This window comes from Candidatus Nitrotoga sp. M5, from assembly GCF_927904885.1.
In the GTDB taxonomy this organism is placed as follows: Bacteria; Pseudomonadota; Gammaproteobacteria; order Burkholderiales; family Gallionellaceae; genus Nitrotoga.
In genome coordinates, this window is the sequence record NZ_CAKMNW010000007.1 from 50,817 (window position 1) to 73,763 (window position 22,947).

General features: G+C 45.8%; 22 protein-coding genes. 9 read left to right on the forward strand and 13 right to left on the reverse strand.

What is annotated here, in order from left to right; translation table 11 throughout:
• Positions 1-393: 393 nt before the first annotated feature.
• From MJ770_RS02865 to MJ770_RS02895, 8 genes are all read right to left on the reverse strand, one after another.
• Positions 394-1,587, reverse strand: a complete 1,194-nt coding sequence (locus MJ770_RS02865) for an ATP-grasp domain-containing protein (protein WP_239250100.1) — start codon at positions 1,585-1,587, stop codon at positions 394-396.
• Positions 1,584-2,663, reverse strand: coding sequence for a DegT/DnrJ/EryC1/StrS family aminotransferase (locus MJ770_RS02870; RefSeq protein ID WP_239250101.1), 1,080 nt, complete (start codon positions 2,661-2,663; stop codon positions 1,584-1,586). Before MJ770_RS02870 ends, MJ770_RS02865 begins: the two co-directional genes overlap by 4 nt.
• A gap of 112 nt (positions 2,664-2,775) precedes the next feature.
• Positions 2,776-3,789, reverse strand: a complete 1,014-nt coding sequence (locus MJ770_RS02875; RefSeq protein WP_239250102.1) for a sulfotransferase family protein — start codon at positions 3,787-3,789, stop codon at positions 2,776-2,778.
• 242 nt (positions 3,790-4,031) lie between these two features.
• Positions 4,032-4,952 carry a sulfotransferase family protein gene (locus MJ770_RS02880; RefSeq protein WP_239250103.1) on the reverse strand — a complete coding sequence of 307 codons (921 nt, stop codon included), beginning with the start codon at positions 4,950-4,952 and terminating at the stop codon, positions 4,032-4,034.
• A gap of 221 nt (positions 4,953-5,173) precedes the next feature.
• A complete protein-coding gene (locus MJ770_RS02885) occupies positions 5,174-6,544 on the reverse strand; it encodes an ABC transporter ATP-binding protein (protein ID WP_239250104.1) in 1,371 nt (456 codons plus the stop codon).
• Positions 6,545-6,734: 190 nt separating this feature from the next.
• Positions 6,735-6,869 (reverse strand): hypothetical protein, encoded by a 135-nt coding sequence (locus tag MJ770_RS15370; protein ID WP_256448788.1) that lies wholly within the window; start codon positions 6,867-6,869, stop codon positions 6,735-6,737.
• The gene (locus MJ770_RS02890; RefSeq protein ID WP_239250105.1) at positions 6,859-7,746 is read right to left on the reverse strand and encodes an ABC transporter permease; all 888 of its coding nucleotides are present in this window, start codon (positions 7,744-7,746) and stop codon (positions 6,859-6,861) included. The genes MJ770_RS15370 and MJ770_RS02890 overlap by 11 nt, the downstream gene beginning before the upstream one ends.
• Entirely contained in the window at positions 7,743-7,991 is a 249-nt protein-coding gene (locus MJ770_RS02895; protein WP_239250106.1) for a hypothetical protein, read from the reverse strand. The genes MJ770_RS02890 and MJ770_RS02895 overlap by 4 nt, the downstream gene beginning before the upstream one ends.
• 348 nt (positions 7,992-8,339) lie before the next feature.
• Between MJ770_RS02895 and MJ770_RS02900 the strand changes: the two genes are divergently transcribed.
• The 4 genes from MJ770_RS02900 to MJ770_RS02915 all read left to right on the forward strand — a co-directional run bounded on the left by MJ770_RS02900 (position 8,340) and on the right by MJ770_RS02915 (position 13,749).
• Positions 8,340-9,518: a glycosyltransferase family 4 protein gene (locus MJ770_RS02900; protein ID WP_239250107.1), complete on the forward strand. Its 1,179-nt coding sequence runs from the start codon at positions 8,340-8,342 to the stop codon at positions 9,516-9,518.
• Positions 9,519-9,523: 5 nt separating this feature from the next.
• Complete coding sequence (locus MJ770_RS02905; RefSeq protein WP_239250108.1) at positions 9,524-10,933, forward strand: undecaprenyl-phosphate glucose phosphotransferase; 1,410 nt, start codon at positions 9,524-9,526, stop codon at positions 10,931-10,933.
• A gap of 238 nt (positions 10,934-11,171) precedes the next feature.
• Positions 11,172-12,359, forward strand: a complete 1,188-nt coding sequence (locus MJ770_RS02910) for a hypothetical protein (RefSeq protein WP_239250109.1) — start codon at positions 11,172-11,174, stop codon at positions 12,357-12,359.
• A 1-nt stretch (position 12,360) separates the two neighbouring features.
• Positions 12,361-13,749: a hypothetical protein gene (locus tag MJ770_RS02915; protein ID WP_239250110.1), complete on the forward strand. Its 1,389-nt coding sequence runs from the start codon at positions 12,361-12,363 to the stop codon at positions 13,747-13,749.
• A gap of 88 nt (positions 13,750-13,837) precedes the next feature.
• Here MJ770_RS02915 and MJ770_RS02920 read toward each other — a convergent pair whose 3' ends face one another.
• The 5 genes from MJ770_RS02920 to MJ770_RS02940 all read right to left on the reverse strand — a co-directional run bounded on the left by MJ770_RS02920 (position 13,838) and on the right by MJ770_RS02940 (position 18,430).
• On the reverse strand, positions 13,838-14,791 hold the full coding sequence (locus MJ770_RS02920) for a cobalamin-binding protein (protein ID WP_239250111.1): 954 nt from the start codon (positions 14,789-14,791) through the stop codon (positions 13,838-13,840).
• A gap of 21 nt (positions 14,792-14,812) precedes the next feature.
• Positions 14,813-15,928 carry a 3-deoxy-7-phosphoheptulonate synthase gene (locus tag MJ770_RS02925; protein ID WP_239250112.1) on the reverse strand — a complete coding sequence of 372 codons (1,116 nt, stop codon included), beginning with the start codon at positions 15,926-15,928 and terminating at the stop codon, positions 14,813-14,815.
• Positions 15,929-16,126: 198 nt separating this feature from the next.
• Positions 16,127-16,768: a pyrimidine 5'-nucleotidase gene (locus MJ770_RS02930; protein WP_239250113.1), complete on the reverse strand. Its 642-nt coding sequence runs from the start codon at positions 16,766-16,768 to the stop codon at positions 16,127-16,129.
• Positions 16,765-17,649: an acetylglutamate kinase gene (gene argB / locus MJ770_RS02935; protein ID WP_239250114.1), complete on the reverse strand. Its 885-nt coding sequence runs from the start codon at positions 17,647-17,649 to the stop codon at positions 16,765-16,767. Before argB ends, MJ770_RS02930 begins: the two co-directional genes overlap by 4 nt.
• A gap of 346 nt (positions 17,650-17,995) precedes the next feature.
• Positions 17,996-18,430, reverse strand: a complete 435-nt coding sequence (locus MJ770_RS02940; protein WP_239250115.1) for a copper chaperone PCu(A)C — start codon at positions 18,428-18,430, stop codon at positions 17,996-17,998.
• A 201-nt stretch (positions 18,431-18,631) separates the two neighbouring features.
• Between MJ770_RS02940 and MJ770_RS02945 the strand changes: the two genes are divergently transcribed.
• The 5 genes from MJ770_RS02945 to lipB all read left to right on the forward strand — a co-directional run bounded on the left by MJ770_RS02945 (position 18,632) and on the right by lipB (position 22,900).
• Entirely contained in the window at positions 18,632-19,516 is an 885-nt protein-coding gene (locus tag MJ770_RS02945) for an HDOD domain-containing protein (RefSeq protein WP_239250116.1), read from the forward strand.
• Positions 19,517-19,828: 312 nt separating this feature from the next.
• Entirely contained in the window at positions 19,829-20,968 is a 1,140-nt protein-coding gene (locus MJ770_RS02950) for a D-alanyl-D-alanine carboxypeptidase family protein (protein ID WP_239250117.1), read from the forward strand.
• Between the two features lie 23 nt (positions 20,969-20,991).
• Entirely contained in the window at positions 20,992-21,849 is an 858-nt protein-coding gene (locus MJ770_RS02955) for a D-amino acid aminotransferase (RefSeq protein WP_239250118.1), read from the forward strand.
• A gap of 150 nt (positions 21,850-21,999) precedes the next feature.
• Positions 22,000-22,266 (forward strand): HP0495 family protein, encoded by a 267-nt coding sequence (locus MJ770_RS02960; protein WP_239250119.1) that lies wholly within the window; start codon positions 22,000-22,002, stop codon positions 22,264-22,266.
• A 4-nt stretch (positions 22,267-22,270) separates the two neighbouring features.
• Positions 22,271-22,900 (forward strand): lipoyl(octanoyl) transferase LipB, encoded by a 630-nt coding sequence (gene lipB, locus MJ770_RS02965; RefSeq protein WP_239250120.1) that lies wholly within the window; start codon positions 22,271-22,273, stop codon positions 22,898-22,900.
• The last annotated feature ends 47 nt before the right edge of the window (positions 22,901-22,947 follow it).

A 22,947-nucleotide genomic window follows, 5' to 3' on the forward strand; every position in this document is an offset into this window, starting at 1 on the left:
TGTTTTTGTACTTGGCCGTAGCAATTTGATTATTTTTTAATTATCAACTTTACTTGGAGTTCGGATATTTCTCGGCCATTTACGGTTCACCTACCTGCGAAAATAGCGAGCCACAAAATATCTTATCAATTGAATCGTAATTATTTTTTGAGAATATTTTCATTTATCTCGCGTTTCAACTGAGTAATTTTTAAAAGTACCTGTTTGCTCTCAATGCTATTTCACATCAATACATCGATGATCAAGGGCAATAAGCTTACTCAGTCCCAAACTGCTTACACTCTACGTTGGACACTAATAGGAACTTCAAGTCCACGCCTTATTATTTGAAGATAGCACGATCGTTAATCCCTGTACGCCTTACGAAAACAGCAATATACTGAAGGTGTAGCGTTATTGAACAATAACCTGTATATCTTGCTCCATGTTATCCATCATTTCTGTCATTTCCAGCATAGATTCAAACCTCAGAATCATAGTGCCTAGTATTTGGTTGGATCCAAAATATTTTTCTACTTTGTCTCCAGTTTTTACCCAAATGTCCTGCTCAACAATTTTTCTCATGAGCCGGTCTGATATCCAAAGCTCCTGAAACACACCATCTTCTAGTGAATGAAGCATATAGCTTGACCAGAAACCTTCTACATTATTAATTTTAAATTCACTGCATGGCAAACCTAGAGCTGCATCGACAGTGCACTTAATTAAATCCATGCCAGTGGCGTACCTGATTACTTCAGGTATCAAGCAACCTCCATTACGTGGGCCAAGCTCAAGAAAAAATAACCTTCCATCCTCAGTAAAGACAAAGTCAAAATTCAATGCCCCAGTTTTCATACCCAACAATGTAAGTAATCTTTGGCTTTCGGCTTGCGCGATTGCTAGCAAATAATTGGGATGCTGCGTTGGAAAAGATTCTCCGATCGGCACAAGGCCGTTGCACAACTTGTCAAAATGTTCATCGGCCCAGCACCAAAAAATTAGTTCACCATTTAATATAAAGCCATCACCAGCGATTTGATGATGAGAGCGAATAATTTGCTCTTCAATAACGACCATCTTTTCTCGAGAATAAACTAATGAGCAATCAAAAGCCTCGTCAAATTTAGCAAGATCGGTCAAGCGAGTGACGCCTTTACTTCCAGAGGAGTCTACAGGTTTAATGAAGGCTGGCATCCCAATTTTATTCAACCAGACTCGAGCCTCCTCTCGGACGTAAAATGATTGTGAACGTGGGACATTGAAACCGTGTTTTTTCAAAAAAGTACGGAATAAATCTTTTCTGGTCAGCGTGAGAACTGATTGATAAGGATTACCAGGTAGCCCCATTTGCTCTGCCACAAACGCCGCCGTGGGTGCTGCTGGATCAGAAGCATAGGCAACAATCCCATCGATCTTTAAACGCTTAGCTAGCTCCAACACTGCTTCTTTATCTGTTGTACTAACAATAAATGACTCATGCGCTAAGCGATGACCTGGATTTTCTGGCAAGTAGTCACACGTAAACACACGATGACCCTGCTCCAAAGCATACTGAATTGGTGATACTTGAGTAGGCGCGGCACCCAGAAATAATATTTTCTTCATGCCGCGCTAATCAAACCACAAATGGTATGGATTGCATCTTTCTCCAAATCCACATAAAGCGGCAAACTCAACACTCGTCTCGCCACACTTTCCGAAACCGGACAAGATCGTTTCAGCTCTTGCCTCAAAAATGGCAAGGTGTTCAGCGATGGATAAAAATATCGCCGAGGGCCGATGTGGTGATCGACGAGTGCTTGGCGTACCCGCATCATAGCTTCGTGGGTGGGGAAAATAACTGGATAATAGGCATAGTTATATTCGAGACCTACTTGCGATATAGGCCGCTGCAACAGGCTGCTTTCTAGTTTTTCATCGTACCAGTCTGAACGCTCTTTCCGTGAGGCAATGATGTCATTTACCTTCGGCAAGACACAAAGGCCCATTGCTGCATGCAGTTCCGACATTTTTGCGTTAATGCCGATGTCGAGATACTCATCTTCGCCGATGTGACCGAACTTCTTCATCAGAAAGACGCGTTTGGCGACTTCGATGTCTTTGCACACTACTGCGCCCCCCTCAGCTGTGTGAAACAACTTGGTAGCATGGAAACTCAAAGTGGAACAATCCCCATGCAGCAAAATCGACTCGCCAAAAAGCTTCACCCCAAAGGCGTGAGCCGCATCATAAATAACTTTGAGCTTATGCTTATCTGCAATTTTTTGAATTCTTGCCACGTCACATGGATAGCCATAAACATGAGTGGCCAGAATCGCAGAAGTTTTTTCGGTGATAGCCACCTCGATCAGATCAGGGTTAATGCAGAAGGTTTGCGGCTCAATGTCAACGAAAACTGGCTCACAGCCTTCCCACAAGATAGAATTTATTGTGGCGACATAGCTGTATGGTGTGGTAATGATTTCATCCTTGAGGCTTAGCGCCTTGATGGCAAGCTGGAGCGCGAGCGTGCCGTTAGCCACCAACTCCATATTTGGAATACCAAGGAAACCCGCGATATCAACTGTCAACTGTCGGCATAGGGGTCCGTTGTTGGTGAGATAGCCCGCTTGCCAGATTGCTTCAAGGTAAGATGTGTAATTCTCTAAGGACGGGATAAATGTCTTCGTAACCGGGATCATTTACTCACCACAATTAGCACATGTTTGCCATGCAGTGAACCGGTTTTAAATAAATCAATCTCTCGAAACACTCTAAAAGCATCGGGTTCCAACAGGAATATATTGTCAAACATCATCGGGACCTATCACCTCTCATTATTTCATGAGTAACCTTAACCCTGGCTCTGTTTCGAAATGCTTCGGCCCTCGGATCCATGCTCCAGAATTTTTTTCGCAATAACGCGATCGTGCGATACATGCGAATTTCAAAATCCGTGAAAGATTTTTTATTTAAGCTATCAATAGGATACTCAAGCATTTCCATTTCATCCCAGGCCACACTCTCAAATATCTCGATATTCTTTACCCCCAGATTATCCTTATACTCCCCCTTATTTTTTCCGTTGATCGGGTAGGCAAGATTTTTCCAGAACCTGGATTTTTTTGAATGTTCTAATATATTCTCATTTCGGTAATACTGTAATTGCGTTTCTTCAAACTCAAGGCCAACAAAACGCATCAAATCCCGCATGGCATCCTCTGGCCTATCGATTAAATTTTCGTATTTCAACAGATATATTTTCTCACTAACGGCTGGATCAGCAAGGGCCCTTAGACACTGCCTTTGAGCCCAAGCCCAGTTTTGGGCGGCAAAATAAACGTGGAATTCGTGAAGATGTCCTCGTAGCATTGACGCAGCAACATCCCTCCCATCCCTAACTAAATACACAAATTTTGCATTAGGGAGATGTTCCGAGATTTCGGATATGTATTTAAAGAGACCAGGTTCCTTTGAGCACCAGCAGGGTCTTCTATATTCCTCTGCATAAATCTCATTCACAACTCTGAAAATCTCCCATAACGAGGCATTGTTCAATTTCTCCTTGACAACCTCCGCATTGAGATCGATATTCCACGGGTTATGATGAGTCGTAGTTAGCACAACAACATCATCAATAAGGTCAGATAGATAATGCGGCTCACCGTTTGGAAAATAGCGTGCTTGAAGCTCACCCAAAGCATCTATAAAACCTGCTGGCGGCGGAGAAGCTATCTTTGAATGGGTGCTCAGTAGAGCTCGTAGCAGATTTGTCCCAGATCTTTCAGAACCCAATATCATGATTGGAGATAAAAATTTGTCACTCATATTGAAGCTCTTTTGCCATTAATCGTTGTTTCATTAGCAATAGTTTTATTACGTCACAAGACGGTGAATAGGTACACTTTTGCCCACTATCGAGCATCTCTACATCGTTAAACCTAAACACCAGAACATCAACTGATGACTCCAATAATAATTGCTATTTGGTTTAAGATAATCAAAGTTAACAATTGCACGTCATGGAAAAAAATGTTTTGGTTACGTTGCTTTAGTCACTGGCAACTTATTTATTTTTCATAACCATGCGCGTGTAAACTCTGATTAATATGTTCTGGGAGGGCTGAAAAATCAAAATCTTTATAAGATTTCCAAGCGTAACGGCTCCCTTTAAACGTTGGAATATTTTTACTTTGTGACCACTCTTTCAGCGCCTCGGATGAAATATTTTCTAAATTTGACTTGCGGTACAAACTGTAATCTACGTGAGTTGCAGTATCCAGCATGGAGTACTCGAAATTCACACCCAAGTGCTCACATATACGCCTAAGTTCAACTTCAGGTTTATCTACAAAATCTTCATATCGAACCTGGAGCATCTGATTTGGGTGCAGAAATTGATTTGATGAGTCGATAATTTGGCGAACCTCGGCGTGCCACCTTTCCAGATTTTGTCCAATATCATCATGCCACCAAGGTGTTCGTGCATATGAAATCGCAACATCCCGGCCGTCTCTGATCATATGGATATATTTAGCATCAGGAAATAATTCATTAATAATATCAATTCTTTGGCCGTACCACGGTGTACGATCAATAAATATTTTTTTTTGTTTGGATTCTGCTATTTCGCTATAGAAACTATTTACAAGTTTTTTAAAGCTATGAATCGGATATTGTTGCTTCTCAAAGAAACTCATATAGTCAAAATACACACTGAGCTTTTTCGGGCACCTAACATCGATCAGCTCCATGAAGTCTTTAGGGCCAAAGAACTTATTCTTCTTTTCTTTGAAAATTTCGTAGAGTCGAGGGCCATTATCACTGTATTCAAATAGAATCTGAAGTTCGGGTGGCACGCAAATCATTGAATGAGAATTGAGCATCTTAGCAAGCATGGTTGTGCCACAACGCCCTGATCCGACAATACATGAAAATGGAATGGATTGTTTTTTTTTGAAAAAATTCTTTATAGTCTCTAAGTGCATCATAAACATTACTTTCAATCGAAATGCATTTCTAACTGCTAATGCAACCCTCATTTATAGATGCGTAACGACTTGACAATTCGAAAGCTGTGGATTGGTCAACAGTGCCCTCATTTAAAGCCAAAGACAAATGCTGGAATAGGTACTTATGTAATGCCATGGTACCAATTTTTTGGATGCCTGGAATTATAAAAACAGGAGCTTTTATAATTCCCCGAAATAAACTATGCATTCGAAATTAGATGTCTGAGTTTCATTTCTGGGAACAGATGTATTTTTGACCAAATTCTTGCATTTTGCCATCGCTCCATCTGAAAAATTACCGCATCTTCGATTACATCCACAAACTCGGCCGTCTCACCGCGCACTACTGGCGATGTAATCTGTGTTCGAAGTGAATAGTTGCCTTCTTGCAGTGGTAGTCGAAGAGTGTATTCGACCAAATATTGCCCACCAATTTCGGTCGTCAGAAATTCGTGCTCAACTTGAGTAAACCCACATCCTGTCAGATTCATTTTTTTCTCATCAAGAATATTGAAATTGACGGAAATGCTCAGCTCTGACGATGATTCAACATGGATTCGAATTTTTAATTGTTGGTTGAACTCCACCAACTGTATCGGCTCATTTCTCATGTTGAGTAGTTCAACATAGGTGATTCTTGCTCCTCCGGAGCCATACCGAAATGCAGCCACCCGCTTGTCAAATTCATCCGATCGCTTCAAAACCGCGCTACCTATTTCCAAGGATTGCACTTTTTCCTCTTCTATTTTTTTATGCTCCATCTCAAATCCAGACGATACACGACTGAATCGGCGAATTTCTGAATTCATTTCTTCTCGCATCGTTCGGATATATTGCTCTGCCACATCCGACGCCTTTCCGATCGCCTTGACTATACCGTGTTCGAGATGCACACCTCGCGAGCACAAACTTTTTACCGCACCTACATCATGGCTAACAAACAAGATAGTAGAACCGCTTTCCTGAATGCGAGTAAGTGCGGTCATGCACTTGGCCTGGAAGTTCATATCACCTACCGCAAGAGCCTCGTCAACAATCATGATGTCCGGCTCTGAAATTATATTTACAGCAAAAGCTAGCCGAACAAGCATGCCGCTGGAATATGTCTTTACGGGTTGTTCGATAAAATTACCTATGTCGGCAAACGCTGCAATATCATCAAACCGTGCGTCAATTTCATCTTGGCCAAGCCCTAGCAAGGCCGCATTCATATTCACGTTTTCCCGACCTGTGAATTCAGGATTGAAGCCAGAACCGAGTTCCAGCAGCGCCGCAATGCGACCGTTGGTTTGAACAGCGCCACTGGTTGGATTGAGCGTGCCGCATATCAACTGCAACAAGGTGGATTTACCACTGCCATTTCTCCCGATGATACCGACGGTTTCGCCTTTTTGTATTTCAAAGGAGATATCTTTGAGCGCCCAGAACTCGTCAAAATATTGCTTGGGTAATTTGCCTGCCATCCGTCTTAAGCGCGGCAAGATGAATTGTTTAAGCCTGTCACGCGGAGTGTCATAGATCTGATAACACTTGCTGATGTTTTGGACTCGAATGGCAACTTCAGTAGACATTATTTCCTTCACTTCCTTTTTGTACTGTTAGCCACAGCCGCTCCCTTTTAAGTTTAACCGAGAGCTCGTCTTCAACGGGCAATGCCAGCCTGAACTTACTGAAAAAAGGTTGCTCACTTTTATACATGTCTAAGTAACTCACTACTGATGCACCCTGCGTATTTTGGCATGCAACAAAATAATTCCTTGCTCAGTTTAGAACTTGCTTCGCAATACTGATGACCGCTTGCCCCAAGACGGCCTCCAGCAAGCGATCCGCTTCAAAGCTTGATTTGAATTCCCGCGGTTGAAGTTCGTCCGCGAAAAGTAATTGGTCAAAGGACATCTGCAAACCCTTTTCTGGTTTTTTGGAACCATGCGTAACCTGCCCAAGCGACTATCGTGGCAGCGAGGGTGTACATCCCCAATCCTGCCCAGTCTGGCAGGCGCCCCCAGATCAGAACTTCTCGCGCTTGTTCGATAATGAAGGTGAGAGGGTTGACCATAATCCATGGGCGAAGCTCTTCCGGCAGGGCAGTCACAGGATAAAAGATTGGGGAAAGAAACAGCATGACCGTGGTGATGATGCCGATGGTTTGTCCCACATCACGCAGAAAAACACCCAAGGATGCAAGCATCCAGGCAAGGCCCAGCGTAAGAATGACTATAGGCAGCAGAACGAACGGGGCTAGAACTGCCGTCCAATGCAAATAACCGTTAAATAGGACAAAAGCAACGAGCAGCACGCATAGGCTGACGAAGCTATGGAAGAGCGCTGCGCCCATGGCAATGACGGGCAGTATCTCCAACGGAAACACGACTTTTTTGACGTAATTTACGTTAGAAAGAATGAGCGACGGCGCGCGATTGAGTACCTCAGCAAACAATCCATGAACGATCATGCCGACAAACAGCACCACGGCAAACTGGGTTTTGCTCTCTTCGCTCCCCACACCCCAGCGAGACTTGAAGATCACGGAAAAGACAAAGGTATACACGGTCAGCATGAACACAGGGTTAAAGAATGACCAAGCCAACCCCATGGCAGAACCTTTATAGCGACCCACAACTTCTCGTTTGGTCATTTGCGTGATGAGCTGACGGTTACGCCAGAGGCTGCGAACCAATGCCACAAGAGATGTAGGTTGTGCGGCGTGTGGGTTAGTTTCCTGGTGAGGGGTTAATGGAGAGAGCGAAGCGAGGGGCTGATCATTGGGCGTCACGCGAAGCGCTCCACTGCTGCCAATGATATGGTTTGTTGATTCTTTGCATATGAGGTGGTTTCGCCCCTGAAGCACCATTGAATATTAATGGTGGGATCGCTCCAAGCAATGCTGCGCTCGAATTCAGGGGAGCGCTTATTTTCCTGCACACAGGCAACGTTGGCCATTTGCTGCGCAAGCCCTGGCAACACACCCTTGCTACAGGCAGAGCGTATCGCGTTGAAGTTAGTATTGATTATGATCACTAAAGTTATCCATAAGCAAAGCATGTAATTATAATGGCAGTAGGTCTAAATTTTTAATCTATTTAGCTCGTTTCATTTTCGTCTAAATTTCATCCGTTTCGGCATCCAGCAAGTGGTGTTATGTTTTGGTAAATTCAAATCCAGGACTGACCGTGCGGCCCTGCTAACAAAGGTATTCTGCTCGCCGCAGGATCGGCCACTGGTCTAACAGGGAAAGGTCGCAACATTAAGTACGCAAGGTGTCAAAAGGTCATGACAAGGATTGGCGCTGGTCCAAGATGAGCGTTGCATAGCACATGCTAAACTATCCTCACACATTTACTTTTCAAGGGATGAAGACGGTTTTGGATGCCTAATATTAAAGTGCAAAATATGAAAGTGGCTGTAATTCATGATTGGCTAACAGTCTACGCGGGAGCCGAGCGTGTTCTGGAACAAATATTATTGTGCTACCCGAATGCTGATTTATACAGCGTGGTAGATTTTATCCCATCCGAAAAACGAGGATTTCTGTTGGGGAAAACAGCGACAACTTCGTTCGTACAGATCCTGCCATTCGCCAGAACTAAATACAGGCAGTATTTATCCTTAATGCCTTTGGCTGTCGAGCAGTTCGATCTGTCCAGCTATGACTTGGTAATTTCTTGTAGTCATGCTGTCGCGAAAGGCGTTATTACAGGGCCGGATCAGCTTCATATTAGCTATGTAAATTCGCCTATGCGTTATGCGTGGGACTTGCAGCATCAATATTTGAGAGACTCGGGTTTGGACAAGGATGCAAAGGGGTGGTTAGCCAAGTGGGTACTGCACAAAATGAGAATATGGGATGTGAGAACAGCTAATGGTGTTGATTTTTTTATAGCAAACTCGCACTTTATCAGGCGACGAATTTGGAAAACCTATCGCCGCGATGCTGCGGTACTTTATCCATCAGTGGAAATTTCAAAATTCACCTTGCGCGAAGACAAGGAAGATTTTTATCTGACAGCTTCTCGCTTGGTACCTTACAAAAAAATTGATTTGATCGCGGAAACTTTTACGGCTATGCCAGAAAAGAGGTTGATCATTATTGGCGACGGACCGGAAATGCAGAAAGTCAGAGCGAAAGCGGGGGCAAATGTAACAGTGCTGGGATATAAGCCTGATGATGTACTACGCGATTACATGCAGCGCGCCAAGGCATTTATATTTGCTGCGGAGGAAGATTTCGGCATTGTTCCATTAGAAGCTCAGGCTTGTGGTACGCCAGTGATTGCATATGGTAAGGGCGGTGTATTGGAAACCATTCGCGGCTTGGATGATAAACAACCGACTGGCGTATTTTTTGCGGAGCAATCTATTTCAGCTATTAAAGCAGCAGTAACTACATTTGAGCAGGAAGCCGCTCGAATTTTGCCAGTGACCTGTCGTGATAATGCCTGTCGTTTTGAGCCCGAGAAATTTCGCGCTGAGTTCATGACGTGCGTAGGACATCAGTGGGATCGGTTCCAGCAGTCACTAACGACAGCCCCGTCAAGCAAGGTGTAGTTGACATGGACTCGCGCAGCCTGCTCAAGGAAAACGCTAGCACTCTTGAATTCGTCCAGCGTTTCCTGGATCCTTTTGTGGTGGTAGCCAGCGGGATATTGCTTTACGGGATCAGATTCGAGTCTTGGGATTTTCCGATGAATTACGTTTTTGTACTCATCGGTGGGTTTCTTTTTTGCCTCGCAATATTCCCATTTTTCGACATGTACCGCCCCCGCAGAGGAGCCAGCCTATGGGCTGAAATACAGATATTGGCGAGTGCTTGGACAGTGGTTTGCGCTGGATTGATCATTGTGTTGTTTGCCACTAAAACCAGTACCTATTTTTCCCGTATATGGATTGGGCAGTGGGCCATAGCAGGGTTCGTATCTTTAGTCGCTTTCAGAGTGACATTGCGAGTCGGACTGCGTTTTTTTCGCCGCCGTGGTTTCAATCTCCGTTTTATCGCCATCGCCGGTGCAGGGAAGCTAGGGCGTGACGTGGCGAACCGCCTGGCCGCTTCACCTTGGACAGGCTTGAAAGTGATAGGCTTTTATGATGACGATCCTCGAATACAGAGGCAAGTGTTAGAAGGTGTTCCGGTTCGTGGCGGTTTGCATTGCCTTCCTAAAGAAGTAGTGGAACTCGGCATTGATCAAGTATGGATCGCCCTGCCGTTGCAACAAGATAAGCAGGTCAAATCATTGGTGGCGCATTTAAGTCGCTTGCCGGTGCAGGTCACCTTCGTTCCAGACATTTACGGGGTTCATTTACTCAATCATTCCATCGGCGAAGTAGCTGGTTTTCCGGTCATCCATCTGTTGGAATCACCCTTATCTGGAGTACAGGGCATCGTCAAAGCCGTCGAAGACAAAATTCTGGCGGTATTAATTATGTTATTGGCTATTCCCCTCATGTTGCTTATCATAATCGGGGTCAAACTAAGCTCTCCGGGCCCCATATTCTTCAGGCAGTTACGTGGTGGGTTGCACGGTGAACGCATCTGGGTTTGGAAATTCCGCACAATGAAACATCATACTGAACCACCTGAAAAAGTGTCTCAAGCAAGGCCCGGCGATCATCGCATTACAGCCTTTGGCGCTTTTTTGCGACGCACAAGCTTGGACGAATTACCGCAGTTTCTTAATGTGCTAAAAGGTGATATGTCGATTGTAGGGCCACGTCCGCATGCGGTGGCGCACGATGAGTTTTACCTGCAGCAAATCGATGCCTATATGTTGCGGCATCACGTCAAGCCGGGCATTACCGGTTGGGCGCAGGTTAACGGCTGGCGAGGCGAAACGGGGGAGATCGAAAAAATGGAAATGCGAGTTAAACACGATCTGTATTATATTAACAACTGGTCTTTATGGTTTGACCTGCGAATTATTTTTATGACGATTTTCATGATGATCACAGGCAAAAATGCGCATTGAAAATTAAGTTTTTATATAGGGTATCTCTAAAAATCCAATCTTCGTTACAATACCGCGTCACTTGAAAAAATAATCGCTTATATATCATATATATGTAAGTTCAATTGTTTACTCACGCCTTGTCTTGTCTGGCAACGGGGTAGGCAAGCTGCGAAGCGACTTCTCGGAAATTGCATTATTAGAGGCGTCCTGACTTTTTAACCAGTCCTGTTATGTTTTTATTAAAGATATTTATGGTATGACCATTCAACCTGATCCCCTCACTGTCTCCAAAAAAAAATTCCTGCACCGAGAATGGATAGCTGCACCTCTGCTATTGTTAGCAAGCGCTTTGATTTTGTCGGTTATCTATCTTCAGCAGAATTGGCTAGGTAAATGGATGAGCAGCGCCATGCCATTAAACTGGAACGGAGCGGAGCTAACCCTGAATAAAGGCCAAGGTTATAGCGAGCAGAACAAACTGGTGATCAAAAAGCTAACGAATCAGGGTATTGCTGTTGCTACACTATCCACGCCAACTTTTCAGGCAGAGGATTATTCTGCCTTTAGTTTGTCTGTCTCAGGTGCCACGCCGGGAGTCGAAATGGAGTTTTTGTGGCGCACGGCAGAGAATCGTGTTTTTGTGCGCCCACTCATTTGGGCTGCTAAAACCTTGCAGCCTTTGGAAATGGCGGTAGATAAAAATTGGCGAGGCCAAATTATAGACTTGGCTATCGTTGTCAAGGGCACACTGACTGCACCGCTTTTGGTAAATGAAGTTTCGCTTGGGCCTGTGTCTTTGCCAACAGCGCTAACAAACATGCTCAAGAAATGGTTCACGCTTGACCGATGGCAAGGAACTTCTATCCATTTTTTAGACGGCGATGCAATCGATAAGAAAATCAATCCTGTATTAGCCATTGCCGCAATAATATTGGTGGCACTGGTCTTGAATTTAATTTTGGCCATAGCGAAAATCATGCCTCTAAATGTTGCCATGGTGTGGGGCATGCTATTCATCGGCTGGTTCATACTGGATGTCCGTTGGCAGGCCAATTTGTTTCAGCAACTGGCGCTAACACACCAACAATTTGCGGGTAAATCATGGGAAGAAAAACATCTGGTTGCTGAAGACAACGCCTTGTTCGACTTTATTAGAAATGTGAAAGCAAAGCTGCCTACTACTACTGGCCGTATCCTGTATTTTTCTGATGAGGCCTACTCGCGGGGGAAAGGGGCTTACCATTTTTATCCTCAAAACGTTCTAGCCCGCTCTGACCTGCCTCCTGCATCGCAGCTCAAAACTGGGGACTATATTGCACTGTTTGCAAAAAAAGGAGTGAAATATGATCCTTCACAGCAATTACTGATATGGGGTGATGGACAATCTCTAAAAGCCGACTTACTGCTCTTTGCTAAGGGTAATGCTTTGTTCAAGGTGCATTAAAATGGAATTATTTACGTTAGTGGCTGGATTATGTTTACCTTGGCTGTTAGGGGTAGTGTGGCTGCGTGCACCTTGGCTCAAAGCCAGCGGTATTAAATGGCCAACGCTCTTGGGGTATGGCTATCTGGGCGGAATATTATTAACCACGCTTGTAATGCGTTTGATGGATGCGCTGGGAATTCATCTTAGTTTCTTCAGTATTGGACTTGCACTTTTATTATTGATAGCAGCTGGTGCTTGGCTTGGCCGCGGAGAACCATGGCGAATCAGGTGGCCCGGAATAGATTTTCACAGTTTGGCTGGGTGGCGAAAAGTCGTGTATGCCATCGTATTGACCACTATTGTTATACGGCTGGTAGGGCTGGGACTAGAGATTGTATGGCGCCCGCTGTTTCCTTGGGACGCCTGGTCACAGTGGGCGACCAAGGCGCGAGTTTGGTATGAGCTTGGATACTTGGCGACATTTGTGCCCCCTGACGTTTGGCTTGGCGGCGAATTGGCGGGCGCTTACACTGATACAGCTCCCCACTACCCTCCTGCCATACCACTAATACAAGTATGGACAAGCTACAGCCTGGGCAGATGGGACGATACTCTGATGAACCTGCCCTGGCTGCTATGCGCAGTTGCCTTGGGCCTGGCGTTTTATGGTCAGGCCAGGCAATGGCAGGTGCCACCCTTGTTTGCTCTTATGTTTACCTACTTTCTACTTTCACTACCATTTGTGAATGTTCATGTTGCTTTGGCAGGATATACAGATTTATTTATGGCAGCATTTTATGGCCTGGCGGCAATGGCTTTTTTCCACTGGGCCAGGAAGCGTGATTTCTGGCAGGGTGCCATGGCAGTGATGTTTGCATTAGGATGCATCTTGATCAAACAACCAGGCATTGCATGGGCGTTAACCTTTCTTCCCGCGTTATTGGTTGTGTTCATGCCGCGAGCTGGACTAATGTTGATATCTGCGCTGGCAGTAGCAGGTTTGGCTACTCTATTTTTTCTTGGTGAAACAGATTTTAAGTTGTTTGGCTATCATGTGTATCTGCGCTTCTCGGCAGATTGGCATCCATTTTTGCAAAATATGATGGTGATGGAAAACTGGCACCTGTTCTGGTATCTGGTAGTGGCGGCGCTTGCTTTATCGTTTCCGCGACTTCTTGTCCCCTCTTTGCGAAGTATGACAGTTCTATTGATCTCCGCTATTTCGTTCCTCGCGGTCGTTTTCTTTTTTACCCATGCTCAAGCATGGGCAGAAGACTACACTACGATTAATCGCGCATTGTTGCATATTGTGCCCATGCTTTTGTTTTACGTGATGGTGCTATTCAGGGAAGCAATCAGTCTCCCATCATTACATGACTACCCGCCAAAAATTGACGTGACGGCATGAAAAAATAGTACTCAGAGAAACCAGATTTATCTGTCAAAAGTATTGATAAACAGGCAGACTTAACAGTTACGGAATGCGCTCAAGCCTCTTAATGCCGAGCTGATTCTATCTGCTCACATATCTGTTTTGCACCTAGCAGAATGCGCGGCGTGGAGCGGCTGATCAGGTCGGGAGGTACGAAAGCCATGCGACCCTGCCGGGTAGCAATCAACGGTAACCTGCGCCATATTTTTTTGGTCTCTTCTTCCTGTTCAGGCGTAGAAGCGACAGCTATCATCACCTGCGGATTTTCTTTAACCAGCGCCTCGTCCGATATGGCCGGTATCAATAGTGGCGCAGCGGCAAATACGTTTTGTGCACCGCACAAACTCAAAACGTCACTGATGATATGTGCGCCGTTCACCGTAAGCAGCGGCGCTGCAGCTATTTGAAAATAGGCACGCACTTTGGTGTGTCCGGCATATTGCTGTCGCAATTTGTCAAGCTGCTGCACAAAGGCAGTCGCAGAACCTTCAGCGATTGCCTCAATACCGATAATACGCCCCAGCAAGCGCAATACTTTGGGAATATCATCAAGACGACGTGGCTCCAGCACCAGCACTTTCAACTTCAATTTTTCAAATTTGGCGCGGTCTCGCGATGATAAAGCGCTGCCCCATGCAAGCACCAGATCAGGTTTTAACGCGACCAAACGCTCCCAGTCAAGGCGAAATGCATCGCCTACTTGTGGCAGTTGTTTGGCTTGCTGTGGATAGTTGCTATATGCAGAAACCGCCACCATATAAGGGCCCATGCCTGCGGCATAAGCCAGTTCGGCAAGGCTGGGAGCTAAAGTGATTATGCGCTGCGGCGGCGTGGAAAACTCTACTTGCGTTTCACTGGCATCAGTAACAGTAAATGGCAGCGTAGCGTGCGAGTTTGCGCAAAAGAGTAGCAGGCTGAAAAAAATGGCATGCTTTAAATATCCTAAAAAACTTTCCTCCTCGCTACACGCACGTCCAATTACAGCAAGCGGATAGAATGAAGGAAAAGGAACGAGCACGACAGAAATTCAAGTTGTCCGTTACTGAGCAAAACTTTGCGCCAGTGCCACTCGCTTGAGATAAGCGTCGCGCGCAATTTGCACGTCCTCAAGAAAGTGCGGCAATTCTTTCAGTAATAATGCCTGCGGCCCATCCACCAAAGCCTTTAAGGGAACGGGGTGGAAATCAACCAACACCATATTGGCGCCAGCCATCACCCCCTGTGCGGTGATATGCATCAGATCGAGAATGCCATCGGGCGCGGCACTGCGCGTACCAACTGAATGAGAAGGGTCAATGCACACAGGCATCCGAGTCAGACGTTTGACCACCGGCACGTGCGCGAAGTCCACCAAGTTGCGGTGCGGATCGCCCATGTTTGTCTTCATACCACGCAAGCCGAACACCACATTGCGATTACCTTCAGACGCCAGATATTCGGCAGCGTTGAGTGATTCGTCCAGAGTGATGCCAAAACCGCGTTTAAGCAGCACCGGAAATTCTTGCTGCCGGCCAACGATTTTCAGTAATTCGAAATTCTGTGTATTGCGCGTGCCAATCTGTAACATCACGCCAGTAGGATTCCCGGTCTGCTGCAATGCTTCACTGATTTCGTTGAGATGCGATTCATGCGTAACTTCCATCGCAATCACCTTGATACCATATTTCCCCGCTAAATCGAAAACAAATGGCAAACAATTTTTGCCGTGCCCCTGAAAAGCATAGGGGCTTGTACGCGGCTTATACGCACCCATACGCGCACAAGTCTGCCCATTATCGCGCAGTGCTTTTAGCATTATTTCGACATGTTCGGCGTTGTCTACCGCACAAAGTCCGGCAAACACATTAAGCGTGTCCTGGCCAAAGCGCACGCCGTTATAATCAAAATACGTTGGACGTGAGTCATCTTTATGTTGTCCAAGAATACGATATTCTTCCGACACGCGCACCACACGCTCGACACAGGGTAAACCTTGTATCTCCTTGATATCTAAAGGCTTGGTATTGCCAATCAAATAAATCTCTGTTAACACCTGCTCTGCACCGCGTTCAACATGCACGCGCATCTTAACCCCCTCTAACTTGGTGAGGTGCGCAATCAGTTGTTGATATTCCTCGCTTTGTTGGTTGGTATCGGAAGAAAGAATCAATATCATGGTGAATCTCCTGTAATTTGTGAACCCATCATTTTCGAAAAAGGATGGCTCATTGCTGTAGGAACTATGCCAACGAATCTTGCGTACAGGCACTCTTGCCATGTACTGCTATGTATTCAGACTGTCCCAGCTTTTCTGCAACAGACTATGTTAGATTCGATTTATATCGAATCTGCTTGGTGCCTATGTCGTCTTTATTTAAATCAGCCGCGATAAAATGCGCGGCAACTGCAACACGTTACGAATTTTTACATCCACATAAGCTGGTAACCGCGACGTGGTATTTACCCACACAGTTCGCATCCTCAAGCGTTTTGCGGCCTGCAAGTTTTCCGCACTATCTTCCACCATCACGCACCGCGCCGGATTTAGTTGATGCTTACACAGCAATCGAATAAAACCTGCTAACTGAGGTTTAGGTTGGTAACGCGTGTGTTCAATGGCGAACACATCGTCGAACATATCATCTATGCACAACAATTGCAGTACAGCTTGCGCATATTGCTCCGGACCGTTTGAAAACACCAGCTTCTTACCCGGCAAATTTTTCAATATATGGCGCAGACGTGGCTCACACAAAACCATCTGCGGCAATTGCGGAAACTGATGTGTATGCCACAAAAAATGATCGGGATCGGTAGCATGGTGCCGCATCATGCCACTCAGGGTCGCGCCGTAACGTTGCCAGTAGTACATTCTTAATTCGTTTGCCGTCTGCTCATCCAGCTTCAAATGCTGTTGCAGATAAGCAGTCATACTGCGGTTGATATGCGGAAAAATATGCGGCACTGCGTTGTGCAATGTGTTATCCAGATCGAAAATCCAGACGATACGACTCATATACTTTTAATCAGCGTTCCCACTCCTTCGTCGGTCAGAATTTCTAGAAGCAGTGCATGTTCCACGCGACCATCAATGATGTGCACCGATTTGACTCCCCCACGCGCAGCATCCAGCGCTGAACTGATTTTCGGTAACATGCCGCCGTACAGGGTGTCATCCGCTACCAGTTCGTCGATCTGTTTCGGTGTCAGACCGGTGAGCAGCGTGCCGTTCTTGTCCAGCACACCCGGCGTATTAGTTAACAACACCAGCTTTTCTGCTTTCAGTACTTCTGCCAACTTGCCCGCCACTACGTCAGCGTTAATGTTCAGTGCTTCCCCATCCCGTCCCACAGCGATTGGTGCGATGACCGGAATAAAATCGCCAGAATCAAGGAAAGTTATAATAGACGGATCAATTAAATTAATTTCTCCCACTAGTCCGATGTCCAACATTTTGCCCGGCTCTTCGCGACTTGCAAGTAACATCTTGTCCGCACGGATAAACGAGGAATCCTGCCCAGTCAGCCCCACCGCCTTGCCACCATGCCGATTAATTAATTTAACAATATCCTTGTTGACCTTCCCTAGCACCATTTCAACAACATTCATGGTCTCTTCATCCGTGACACGCATGCCTTGGACGAATTCCCCTTGTTTACCAACGCGCTGAAGCAGGTTGTTGATTTGTGGCCCGCCGCCATGAACGACTACCGGATTCATACCGACCAGTTTAAGCAACACCACGTCGCTAGCAAAACTTTCCTGCAACTTAGGATCGGTCATGGCATTACCGCCATATTTGATTACGATCGTTTTATCGAAAAACCGTTTAATGTATGGCAAGGCCTCAGACAGCGTTCGCGCTTTCTGGATTGCGGTGGCGGGGGCAAGTGACATGATGTTTTCCTTTACTAAACGGCCGCGCATTTTACCTTAGAAGTCCACCATCATTACAGTGTGAAACAAATAGGCGGCATTTAGCCGCCTATTTCACGCCCAGTCCGCGTTTAGTACGCCTCAAAAATTTAATTTTGCTGGCAGCCGCTTCTCAGCTTGGCTGCTTACCCCGTTGCCAGACAAGACAAGGCGCGAGTAAAAAAATGAATGCAGCATATATTTGATATAAAGTAAGATAATTTTTTGAATAACGCGGAATTGTGACAAAAATTGGATTTTTAGAGGCGCCCTATTATTCGTATTCGAATGATGCTTAACACTTGCTAATGGGTGATGTTCGCGCACATTAGTGACGCCTGGTAAGTGACTTAACCTCGGCATTCACCTGAATTTGTTCCTTACTCTTATCGTCGAATGCCACAGAGATAGTAAGTGGCACAATATCACCTGCTTTAAGCGGTTTTTTGATGTCAAGCAACATCACATGATTACCACTCTTGCCCAACCGGACCTTCTTGCCAGCCGGTAGTGCCAAGAATTCAAGGGCGCGCATTTTCATCATGCCGTCTTCATGCGACATACTGTGAATCTCGACTGCGCTCGCAATTGGGCTGGTAATCGCCACCAGCCGTGCTTTTTTCTTGCTGGCAATGGTGAACTGAATTGCGGCGTTCTCTTGCCCCGGTGCTGTGGCGCGTGCCGACGCGTTGCTCACTACCACATTTCCTGCCCATACTTGTGATGCACAAAACATCATGATAATTGCAATCGTTAAACGCATTTGAGTCTCCTTGAAATTTTAATATTTTCTGTAATGTACATGAATTACGCTGAAGTAAGCAAGCATGCATAATCCTAGGGTACAATAAAAAAACAAAGCATATACATACAGTTATCAAAATATTTCTTAGCCCGTAATTTGACTAAAATGTTCACCGTAAGCATGTAATAATATTAAACAGAATTAACTCGAGGAATGAAAATGCAGACCAACAGTACGCATACAGCCCCCAGCACTGAAAATATTGATCTTAGGCAGGCTGTCAAATATATTGATACGCTGCCTGCCATACCGGTCATTGCGCAAAAGCTACTGGCACTTGAGCTGGATACCGATGAAGACGAACGAAAAATGTTAATGCTGGTCGAGCAAGACCCGCAAATTTCGGCGAAAATTATCGGGTTATCCAATTCAGCAACGCTTGGCTCCACACGAAAAGCAAAATCCGTAAAAGAAGCTGCGGCATTGCTGGGTCTGAACCGTGTCAAATCAATTGCGACTGGTATCGCCATCATGTCCTTGTCAAGCAAAGTATCCACGGGTAAGTTCAATACACAGGACCTTTGGTTACACAGCTTCGGCATCGCATTTGCCATGCTCGGCATCGCCCGCGCCATGCCTGCAAAGCTTCGCCCTAAAGATGACCAAATTTTTTTAGCTGGCATGCTGCACGACATCGGCTATCTTGCTCTCGCTTTCCTGGATCCAAAACGGAGCGATGAGCTGCATGCGCGCTTGGCAAAGGAATCAGACTGTTTTGCGTTGGATATAGAAAAGGAAATGCTGGAAATATGTCATGACGAATTGGGTGCGGAGCTAGCGCGCCACTGGAATTTGCCAGATGAAATTATTACTGTGCTGCGTTATCACCATGCACCGGATGTGGTCGAGGCTGCCGAAGGAAAACCAATAGTGCACATGATTAGCATGGCAGAAAAACTGCTGACTTCCTTTGGTATGAATGAACGCGTCAATGCCAACATCAGCGACGAGGATTGGGAGCTTTTAGGTATTGATCCAAGCGAGGCTGAGGAAATTGGCGTTCAAGTAGCTGAGCAAGCGGAGCAAGCTGCAGCTGTATATTAATTAGAATATGCGACTTTCAGCACCTATAACCTGACATCCTGCCTAATTCAAAGGAAATCGGCTGCAAATTTAGCTGAACGGTGACTATTTCGCCGCATTTTTTGTGGTAACAGAAAAACTATTTCACTGCAAAACTGTCAAGTGGGAGAAGCAGGCATTACGCCGCAAGGTGAACGCAGCAAAATCACTCCTCGCTCAGCGAAATCTTCGCTGTAATTGCTTAAGTCCGACAGTCTACTAAGCAATAAAACTCTCCCATAGCCCAACCAATCCCACACGTTTATAATTACGGATTTGATTGTCGGCCTCAATATGAAATTTACGCTATCGTTTCTCATAGCTCTGTTAATTCCATCGTTTGCTCAGGCACAGTTAGCTAATATGCCTTCTGCTCCGGTGCTGGCAGCAAAATCCTATCTGCTATATGACGTTACCAGCAATCAAATTCTGGTAGACCAAAACGGTAATGACCGTAATGAACCTGCATCCCTTACCAAGCTGATGACGGCTTACATGACTTTCAACTCCCTCAAACTGAACAAGCTTACACTGAGCCAGACAGTCTACCCTTCAACAGAAGCGTTGCTCTCCCAAGGCACGGAACCACGCATGTTTCTCGACGAAAAAAAACCAGTGTCGATTTCAGATTTACTGCGTGGCCTCATCGTACAGTCTGCTAACGATGCAGCGCGCGTGTTGGCAATCACCATAGCTGGCAGCGAGGAAAATTTCGCCAAACGGATGAACCAGGAAGCACAGCGGTTGGGCATGGGCAACACGCATTACATCAACTCCACCGGAACGCCACATCCGCAGCACTATTCCAGTGCCTACGATACAGCGCTACTCGCCGCTGCCATAGTGCGCGATTTTCCCGAGCACTATAAGCTTTATAGCTTGCGCGAATTTCAGTACAACGATATCAAGCAATCAAACCGTAACCGTTTATTGTGGATGGATCCCTATGTGGATGGGATAAAAACGGGACATACAGAAAGTACAGGGTTCTGCTTAGTTGCTTCGGCCAAACGCAACCAACGGCGACTTATATCAGTGGTACTAGGCGCATCCTCCGAAAACTCGCGCGCTATCGAAAGCCAGAAGCTGTTAAATTACGGCTTCAAAAATTTTGAGAGCGTACGCCTGTATCAAAAGAACGCACCGGTAGCCAGCTTACGTCTGTGGAAAGGTACGGAGAGCACGGTTAAAATCGGTTTCCGCAGCGACCTGTTCCTGTCCATTCCTACGGGACAAATGACACAGTTGAAAGCAACCATGGAAACTCAACAGCCTCTTATTGCACCAATTGCGGGCGGACAACAAGTTGGCATATTGAAAATAACCCTTGGCGGCGAACCCTATGCCGAGTACAAGCTGGTAGCGCTGGAACCTATGCCACGAGCCAATGTATTTTCACGCGGGTGGGACAGCATCCGTTTACTTTTCAAATAAAGATTTCTTTAAGGATCGTTAAAATGACAGTCTATTTGAACGGGCAATTCATGCCCATTGAAGAAGCCAGCATTCCTGTGCTGGACCGTGGCTTCATTTTCGGCGATGGCGTGTATGAAGTTATCCCTGTGTATTCGCACGTTGCTTTCCGACTGGCTGAACATCTCAAACGTCTGCAATTCAGCTTGGACGGCATACGCCTGACAAACCCGCACAGTGACCGTGAATGGACTAAGCTCATCACGGATCTGATCAAGCGCAACACAGCAGAAGATCAATATTTATATCTGCATATCACGCGCGGAGTGGCCAAACGCGACCACGCTTTCCCTAACCCTGCGGTTCAGCCGACCGTATTTATGATGAGTAACCCGCTTCTCACACCACCTGCCGCGTTATTAGCTAGCGGCGTGGGAGCCATCAGTGCGCCGGATAACCGCTGGCTACGTTGCGACATCAAGGCCATCTCACTTTTACCTAACGTGCTGTTACGCCAAATGTCGATCGACGCTGGCTGTGTCGAAACGATTTTGATCCGTGATCACAGTTTTTTAACCGAAGGTGCAGCCAGCAACATTTTTATAGTAAAAAATGGTGTCCTTCTCGCGCCACCTAAAGATAACCTTATGCTGCCTGGAGTCACCTACGACGTATTGCTGGAAATCGCCGCTGCCAACAGCATCCCATTTGAAGTTCGCAAGATTGCCAAGGAGGAAATATTCAACGCCGACGAGCTATTACTCACCTCCTCTACCAAGGAAGTGCTTGCCGTCACCACATTGGATAATAAACCGGTAGGCAATGGTAAACCAGGGGTGATGTTCGCCAAACTACATAAACATTATCAGGACTTTAAGCGCGACGTGATGCGAAAAACGTAAAGGCACCCGCAAGAAATTTTGGTATTCTCGTTCAATCAGCCAGCAATTTTGCAGATCTCGGGATTAGCAAATTTTATATAAAGAGCATACCTAAAAATCTAACATATCCCTTTATTATCTTATAATAATCATTAACTTATTAAGTCCTACATGACGCATACTGACAGTCTTATCGAATATCCATGCGACTTCCCCATCAAAGTGCTGGGGCTAGCGCATCAGGGCTTCGCACAAACAGTGGCGGAGGTGATAGTACGTTACGACCACAACTTTAACGCCGCCACTATTGAAATGCGCCCCAGTAGTGGCGCACGCTATATCGGACTGACTTGCACCGTACGCGCCACTTCACGCGAACAACTCGATGCGCTGTACCAAGAATTGTGCAACCACCCACAAGTAACGATGGTGCTTTAGTGAAATGACACCATTGATTAAACATCTAGGACTAGTCGAATACCAGCAAACCTGGCAAGCAATGAAACAGTTCACCAGTGAACGTAACGCCAACACGCGAGACGAAATCTGGCTATTAAATCATTTTCCAGTCTATACCCAAGGCTTGGCAGGAAAGCCAGAACACCTGCTGCATGCCAGCGACATACCAGTGGTCAAGATCGACCGCGGCGGCCAAATCACCTATCATGGCCCCGGTCAAATCGTCGCCTATCTTATGCTGGATTTACGCCGTTGGAAGATTAACGTTCGTGGGTTAGTACGGCTAATGGAACAAGCTGTGATAAATTTACTTACACCATTCGGCGTAATAGCACAGGGACGGGATGAAGCACCGGGCGTGTATGTTGATGACGCAAAGATTGCCGCACTCGGCTTAAAAATCTGCAATGGATGCTGTTATCATGGGTTGGCGTTCAACGTAGATATGGACCTTGCCCCGTTCGATTACATTAACCCATGTGGCTTTGCCGGACTGCGTGTTATCCAAGCTAAAGACTTAGGTATCTGCGTTCCACAGCCCAAATTGGAGCAGCAACTTGCACAGAATTTGATCGAATTATTGCAGCAACATAAATCAGAGAAATCCGCTTGATAGATCACATTAGCAGAAGCAGGCACCTGCCAACTTGTAACATTTCT

Coding starts and splice junctions, on each gene's coding strand:
- MJ770_RS02910 (WP_239250109.1), top strand. CDS start 11,172: ATGACCATTCAACCTGATCCCCTCACTGTCTCCAAAAAAAAATTCCTG.
- MJ770_RS02900 (WP_239250107.1), top strand. CDS start 8,340: ATGCCTAATATTAAAGTGCAAAATATGAAAGTGGCTGTAATTCATGAT.
- MJ770_RS02880 (WP_239250103.1), bottom strand. CDS start 4,952: ATGATGCACTTAGAGACTATAAAGAATTTTTTCAAAAAAAAACAATCC.
- MJ770_RS02955 (WP_239250118.1), top strand. CDS start 20,992: ATGACAGTCTATTTGAACGGGCAATTCATGCCCATTGAAGAAGCCAGC.
- MJ770_RS02905 (WP_239250108.1), top strand. CDS start 9,524: ATGGACTCGCGCAGCCTGCTCAAGGAAAACGCTAGCACTCTTGAATTC.
- MJ770_RS02950 (WP_239250117.1), top strand. CDS start 19,829: ATGAAATTTACGCTATCGTTTCTCATAGCTCTGTTAATTCCATCGTTT.
- MJ770_RS02960 (WP_239250119.1), top strand. CDS start 22,000: ATGACGCATACTGACAGTCTTATCGAATATCCATGCGACTTCCCCATC.
- MJ770_RS02865 (WP_239250100.1), bottom strand. CDS start 1,587: ATGAAGAAAATATTATTTCTGGGTGCCGCGCCTACTCAAGTATCACCA.
- argB (WP_239250114.1), bottom strand. CDS start 17,649: ATGTCACTTGCCCCCGCCACCGCAATCCAGAAAGCGCGAACGCTGTCT.
- MJ770_RS02870 (WP_239250101.1), bottom strand. CDS start 2,663: ATGATCCCGGTTACGAAGACATTTATCCCGTCCTTAGAGAATTACACA.
- MJ770_RS02940 (WP_239250115.1), bottom strand. CDS start 18,430: ATGCGTTTAACGATTGCAATTATCATGATGTTTTGTGCATCACAAGTA.
- MJ770_RS02930 (WP_239250113.1), bottom strand. CDS start 16,768: ATGAGTCGTATCGTCTGGATTTTCGATCTGGATAACACATTGCACAAC.
- MJ770_RS02925 (WP_239250112.1), bottom strand. CDS start 15,928: ATGATATTGATTCTTTCTTCCGATACCAACCAACAAAGCGAGGAATAT.
- lipB (WP_239250120.1), top strand. CDS start 22,271: ATGACACCATTGATTAAACATCTAGGACTAGTCGAATACCAGCAAACC.
- MJ770_RS02915 (WP_239250110.1), top strand. CDS start 12,361: ATGGAATTATTTACGTTAGTGGCTGGATTATGTTTACCTTGGCTGTTA.
- MJ770_RS02875 (WP_239250102.1), bottom strand. CDS start 3,789: ATGAGTGACAAATTTTTATCTCCAATCATGATATTGGGTTCTGAAAGA.
- MJ770_RS15370 (WP_256448788.1), bottom strand. CDS start 6,869: ATGTCCTTTGACCAATTACTTTTCGCGGACGAACTTCAACCGCGGGAA.
- MJ770_RS02885 (WP_239250104.1), bottom strand. CDS start 6,544: ATGTCTACTGAAGTTGCCATTCGAGTCCAAAACATCAGCAAGTGTTAT.
- MJ770_RS02945 (WP_239250116.1), top strand. CDS start 18,632: ATGCAGACCAACAGTACGCATACAGCCCCCAGCACTGAAAATATTGAT.